This window comes from uncultured Cohaesibacter sp., assembly GCF_963556055.3.
Lineage (GTDB): Bacteria > Pseudomonadota > Alphaproteobacteria > Rhizobiales > Cohaesibacteraceae > Cohaesibacter.
The window spans coordinates 25504-31503 of the sequence record NZ_CAUVYE020000025.1; the positions used below are offsets into that span (position 1 = coordinate 25504).

4 protein-coding genes and 3 pseudogenes are annotated in these 6000 nt (G+C 53.2%); 2 read left to right on the forward strand and 5 right to left on the reverse strand.

Going from position 1 to position 6000, the window contains the following annotated elements; genetic code table 11:
* Positions 1-53: 53 nt before the first annotated feature.
* Positions 54-935 (reverse strand): DMT family transporter, encoded by an 882-nt coding sequence (locus tag ACHZB8_RS17135; RefSeq protein ID WP_316862101.1) that lies wholly within the window; start codon positions 933-935, stop codon positions 54-56.
* Between the two features lie 560 nt (positions 936-1495).
* Here ACHZB8_RS17135 and ACHZB8_RS17140 point away from each other — a divergent pair.
* Complete coding sequence (locus ACHZB8_RS17140; RefSeq protein ID WP_316862103.1) at positions 1496-2722, forward strand: LacI family DNA-binding transcriptional regulator; 1227 nt, start codon at positions 1496-1498, stop codon at positions 2720-2722.
* On the opposite strand, the pseudogene ACHZB8_RS17145 reads toward ACHZB8_RS17140, so the two are convergent.
* From ACHZB8_RS17145 to ACHZB8_RS17160, 4 genes and pseudogenes are all read right to left on the reverse strand, one after another.
* Positions 2641-3618, reverse strand: a pseudogene (locus ACHZB8_RS17145) (glutathione S-transferase family protein); the annotation flags it as partial. The gene ACHZB8_RS17140 and the pseudogene ACHZB8_RS17145 sit on opposite strands and share 82 nt — an antisense overlap.
* Positions 3619-3720: 102 nt before the next feature.
* Positions 3721-4324, reverse strand: a pseudogene (wrbA, locus tag ACHZB8_RS17150) (NAD(P)H:quinone oxidoreductase).
* A 47-nt stretch (positions 4325-4371) separates the two neighbouring features.
* Positions 4372-5286 (reverse strand): annotated as a pseudogene (locus tag ACHZB8_RS17155) (pirin family protein).
* Between the two features lie 210 nt (positions 5287-5496).
* Complete coding sequence (locus ACHZB8_RS17160; protein WP_316862104.1) at positions 5497-5667, reverse strand: hypothetical protein; 171 nt, start codon at positions 5665-5667, stop codon at positions 5497-5499.
* Here ACHZB8_RS17160 and ACHZB8_RS17165 point away from each other — a divergent pair.
* A partial coding sequence (locus ACHZB8_RS17165) for a GntR family transcriptional regulator (RefSeq protein ID WP_316862105.1) occupies positions 5666-6000 on the forward strand: 335 nt, incomplete at its 3' end. The genes ACHZB8_RS17160 and ACHZB8_RS17165 overlap by 2 nt on opposite strands.

The following is a 6000-nucleotide window of genomic DNA, read 5'->3' on the forward strand; positions in this document are numbered from 1 at the left end:
TGACTGGCGTGACGGGAGAAATCCGGCCGCTACAGGCTTTCTTCTCGTTCTGATCAGTCTACGGCACCGGGGCGCGTTGCTCGATGGATCGAGTAAAGACCGGCTCCGACAATGAGCGTGGCACCAAGGATCGTTGACCAGATGGGAAGCGCCCCGAACACCAGAAAGCCGATCGGGATGGACCAGACGATCTGCATATAGGTATAGGGTTGAATGGCGCTGGCTTCGGTCAGCGAGAGTGCCTTCATGACGCTGAAATGTGCCGCCGTCGAGAAGACGCAAATCCCTGCAAGCAGCAGCCAGTTGATCTCTGAAATGGCTGGCATTTTCATGATACCCGGATAGGTGGTCAGGATGACGCCAATGAGGCCTGCATAGAAAAAGGAGGTCAAGGTCGTGTCATAGCGGCTCGCAAGGCGCGTGAACAGCTGATAGACGGCAAATGTGCTCGTCGCCACAAGCGCCACGAACCCGCCATAACCCCAGATGTTACCGCTTGGTTGCATGATGATCGCAAGCCCGACCAGCCCGACCAGCGAGGCACCAATCCGGTGCCAGCCGACATGTTCCCCCAAAAAGACAGCGGCCAGAGCCGTCACGACGAGGGGGTGGAACATGATGATTGTGGTTACCTCGGCCAGACCCAGCATGCTGTAGGCATAGATGATGAGTGCGATTTCAGCGACCAGCAGAAACCCGCGCATGATTTGCAGCCAGGGTTTTGGCGTGGAAACGGCAGCCCGGAATCCTTCCTTGCTCAAAAGCGCCCAGATCACGGCAACGCCCAGATGAAACCAGTAACGGACCATCATGATGAACCATACCGAGTGTGACGTAACCAGCATTTTGGACATTGCGTCCATACAGGCAAAAAACAAGGTTGCGGCAATCGCCAGAAATATGCCCAGATTCCTGGGAGAGTTCAGAAATGACATCAGGGGGGTCTTCCATCTTGTCGCGACTTATCTGACAGGACTTGCGGTGGGAAAAGAAAGAGTTGCGTCGTTTTGTCGCGTCTTTGCAAGGTGTTTCTCTGCGTGACTCATACCTTACAAAACGACGCTTGCCAAGCAGGATTATTCTTGGTTAATCAACTAGGGATTGAAGAAAAATTCAAAAATTACCGAAATTTAGGTAATTATTATAATATATGCAAAAGTTACAATGAATAGCGATACAGGCCGAACCCGTCTTTTGCTAATTGATTGACAAGAAGACACTTATTGCAATTATTCTAATTGTGTGGGTATCCTTCGATGTGAGTCTAAAGGGTAAAGTTTTCCTTTTGCTTCGGACTTTGACGCAAGAAAACTTAGAATTATTCAATTTTAGGTTGTGTTTTGCTTATCCAACGTGTGCGTATCCACCATTCTTCTTTGTTCATTGCGATACTGATGGAGAACCTGACCTGATACGTAATAGACCAAATTGAGATCTTGTTCCTGATTGCTGGGGGGCGGCAGGAGCGAGACTAAAATGAAATATGGGGTATAAGATGGCTACTTTGGCAGATATTGCACAAGAGGTAGGCGTTTCCAATAAAACCGTGTCCTTGACGCTTCGGGGGAAAAAGTGTTCCAGCGATGAAACCGCAAAGCGGATCTTCGAAGCAGCGGAAAAATATGGATATCTGAAAAAATACGCGGCCCGGACATTCAACGGCAGGCAAGTGTCGTGCATCGGGTTTCTGGCCGACAAAGTCGCCACCTCTCCCTATTCTGTTGAGCTGGTAAGAGGTGCGCAGGCTGAGGCTATCGCCAATGACCGTGTTCTGATCATTGGGTCTCTTGAAAATTACGAAAATGGCAATCAGCAGGATTTGTGGCGGATGTTCCGCACCTATAACACCGCAGGTGTGATCTATGCGTCGCGTTATCGCAAGATTGTTGAGCAATCCGATGCGAACGATATTGAACGTGTCGTCTATATGAATTGCACCCCGGCAGGGGACAAGAATGGCGTTATCTTGCCGGATGATGAGGAGGGCGGCTTTCTTCAGGCCTCTCACCTGCTCGACCACGGGCATAAAAGGATAGCCGTTATTTCGCTGCCGAATGAAGACCCGGCAACGGCCTTGCGTCTCAAAGGCATTTCAAAAGCTTTGGCCGAGCGCAACGTGCAACTTGACCCGGAAATGTGCCGCCTTGGTGTCTCGGGTTATCTGCCCGTTGGTGAAACCTATATCGCCTTCGAAACCGCTGTTGAGCTGCTGAAAAGGCCTGTTCGACCGACTGCCATCATCTGCGGCAATGATCGCATCGCGATGATGGTCTACAATGCCGCGGTTCATCTGGGCTTGCGAATTCCCCAAGACCTGTCTGTCATCGGTTTTGATGACTTCGTGACGGTTTCGGAAAATGTTCGCCCGAAGCTGACAACCGTAAGGCTGCCCTATTTTGAAATGGGACGCAGCGCTGTTTCTGCAATCATCAACGGCGTGCCTGCGGGGGAGCGTGTCAACTTGATTGCCTGCGAACTGATAGAGCGCAGAGTCTTGCGCCCCACCCAGTTGCTGAGCGCAGGACGTCAGATCACAGCCCATAAGACCACTGGGCAAAAAAGGGGGCGGGATCAGACAATCCTGCCCTGTTTTCATCTTGCCATTGACCTTTTCGATCGCTCGGCCGCGATTGCGCTCAGTCTGTTGTGGGGTCTTGCAAAGTCAAGCTCCGGCCCCATTGGCACGATGCCCGTCGGGTTGATCATGTCATGGCTTGCATAATAATGCGACTTGATGTGATCCATGCGCACCGTTCTGGCGATGCCGGGCATCTGATAGAGATCCCGCACATAGTTGGACAGATTCGGATAGGACTCGATCGTCCTGAGATTGCATTTGAAATGCCCGACATAGACCGCATCAAAGCGGATAAGGGTGGTAAATAGACGCCAATCGGCTTCGCTGAGGCCAGAGCCCAGCAGATAGCGGGAACGGGGACAACCGCTCTTCCAGCCAGTCCAGTGTTTCGAACAGAGGCACGACAGCCTCTTCATAAGCTTGCTGAGTGGTTTGCAAAGCCTGCCTTATAGACCCCCGTTATTCACCTTGCCATAGATACGTTCATTGAGCCGCTCGATCTCGTCCCGATGTGCCTTAGGCCAATAGTCTCCGGGTTTTGCTCCGAGATCATCGAAGGCGGAAATTGAACATGCGGATGATTTCAGAGGACTCGTTTGAAACGATGGTCTGCTTTTTCTTGTCCCACAAGAACCGGCACACCGTCACACGTCCTGTGTAGGTGGGATCGGCCCTTGTGTAGATCTGGTGCAAATATCGGGCGTCAAACAGAGGATCGGCCACAACACCGTCTTCATTCTCTTCAAAGGTCCAGCCATGTTCGGCCATGTGGCTATTGACAACGGACACCGGGATCATTTCCTCAAGCCCTTTGAGAGCCCGGAAAAATGAGGGTTCGGTGTGCCCATGGACAGGCGTAGGAAACATAGAGGTGATAGCGCCCCGGCCTCGGCCTTGAAGCCGGCCCCGCCAGTTGGTCCCGCCGAGCCATCGGCGGTTATCCAGTTGCGGAAAGCGGAATCCTTGCGCACGAACCGCCCGCCGCTGGATTTGGTGTCATACCATTGATCTTCCCATTTCCCGTCGATGAGCAGTCCCATTGCGTGTTTCCCTTTCCGTGACCTTGATTATTCTTGCGGGGGACAGGGCCAGTGGCCCCATCCGCTTTTGGTTTCTTTGCGCCGTGGTTGCTTTTGTTGTGATCAGGCGCTGAGCTTGTTGGCGATTTTGGCGACATATGCGCCCTGATGACGAGCACCTTCAAGTTCGATTGCAGATGGCTGACGCGAGCCGTCACCATCGGGTGATGGTTGTTGCGCCATAAGGGGATCCGCCCTTCATTTCCTCGATGCCGATCTGGCCGGTAAAGGTGTTCGGCAGACCAACGACGACCATGCCATGGTGCAGAAGGGTCGGAATGAAGCCCATGATCGTGGTTTCCTGACCACCATGCTGGGTTGCCGATGAGGTGAAGACGGAGCCGACTTTGCCAGCAAGTTTGCCTTGGGCCCACAAAACCACCGGTCTGATCCCAGAAATTACGCATCTGGGGATGCTACGGTGCCGAAGCGCGTGCCTGACCCAACAAAGATCGCATCATACTGATCCAGCTCGCCCGGCTCGGCGATCGGTGCAACCTGATCCAGTTTGTAGTAGGAGGCTTTTGCTACCTCTTCTGGCACGAGTTCCGGCACCCGTTTGATGGTGACGTCTGCGCCTTCTGCTTTTGCGCCTTCTGCAATGGCGTTTGCCCATTGTTTCGATGTGGCCATAGGCGGAGTAATAGAGAACGAGAACTTTAGACATTTGCTTGATCTTTCTTTCGGGGACTTGGTTTTACGTTACGTTGTTATCTAGTGAGCGGGTTTGATGAATGTGCCGTTTCGCAGTCTCGCGAATGGCCTGATGGATTTCGTCCCTTCGTATTCATCACGATTGGTCCGTGCCAGGCGACGGGTTCCTGAATAGGGGCGCCGGAGACGAGGAGGAAGCGGATCCCTTGTGGGCCTGCCGTGACCCTCGACTTCATCGCCGGTTCCGAAATTGATCAGAGTCCGGTTGCCTGACATGTCGCGAATATTGACTTCCTCGCCCATCACTTCCTTTTCAAGAAGGATGCCGCGGGGCTTTGAGCTGTTGTCAAATTTCCCTGCGCCTTCGAAGACATAGGCGAAACAGTTGCGGTAGGTGTCGATCTTGAACCGTTTGCGCACGCCTGCGGGGACGAAAATGTCGAGATAGAGGGGATCTGCGGCGATACCGTCAACCGGCCCGCGTTTGCCCCAGAATTCGCCAATCACGACTTTGACCGAGGTGCCGTCATCATCAATGATCTGAGGAATTTCCCTGGCTTCCACATCCTGATAGCGCGGAGCGGTCATCTTGAGGCTCGCAGGCAGGTTTGCCCAGAGTTGGAAACCGTGCATCTGGCCTTTCTCGTTCCCCTGCGGCATTTCCTGATGCATGATGCCTGAGCCTGCGGTCATCCACTGGATGTCACCGGCCCCCAGGGAGCCATGGTTGCCGAGGCTGTCACCATGTTCAACAGTGCCGTTCAGGACATACGTGATGGTTTCGATGCCACGATGCGGGTGCCACGGAAAACCGCGAATGAAATCTTCGGGATCGTCGCTGCGAAAATCGTCAAACAGCAGGAAAGGGTCGAACCTTTTGGGATCGTGAAATCCAAAGGCGCGATGCAGCCTCACGCCAGCACCTTCCATGGTTTCCATGGCCTGCTCAGTGGAAAGAACGGGTCTGATTGACATTGTGTTTCTCCGTAGCGGGCGTGAAAGGGCACCGCCATTTGTAATTTCCGGCCAGGGGCAGCAGCCTCGGGCCCAAAGAGCCTTTGGCTTGTCCTGCCACGCCTGACCGCACAGCGACTGAAGTCTTTCCTTAAGTAGTGTTGCGTATCGCTGGAATAAAGAGAAAAAAATTCATCGATATCATGAGGTCTGGCTCATGATTTATAATTTTTAAATGTCGAGAACGCATGAGTTGATGTGATTGATCGTCAGAATGATCAGTGTTAGGCTTGATGCAAATCCGAAAAATACGAGAGTCGACATGAGCCGAACCTGATCAACCGGTTCCCAGCCTTGCCGATCTGACAGACCCGAACGGGACAACCCCTTGACGCGATCCATGAGTGAAACAAAATCCGCCCCAAGCCTTGCCGATACCGTATATGAAGCCCTTTTGAGCCGGATCGTTGCAGGCACCTATCCAGAAAACAGCAAGCTGCCGACCGAGGCAGAGCTTGCCGAGGATCTGGGTGCTTCGCGCCCGACGGTCCGGGCGGCAATTGCGCGTCTGAGAGAAAGTGGCCTTGTTGCCTCGCGCCGCGGATCGGGTAGTTTTGTGCTCAAGCGACCAGATGACAGCTTCCTGCAATTTGCTCCCATCGAGTCGATTGCCGACATCCAGCGTTCCTATGAATATCGCATCATGCTGGAAGGGGAGGCGGCCTATTTCGCCGC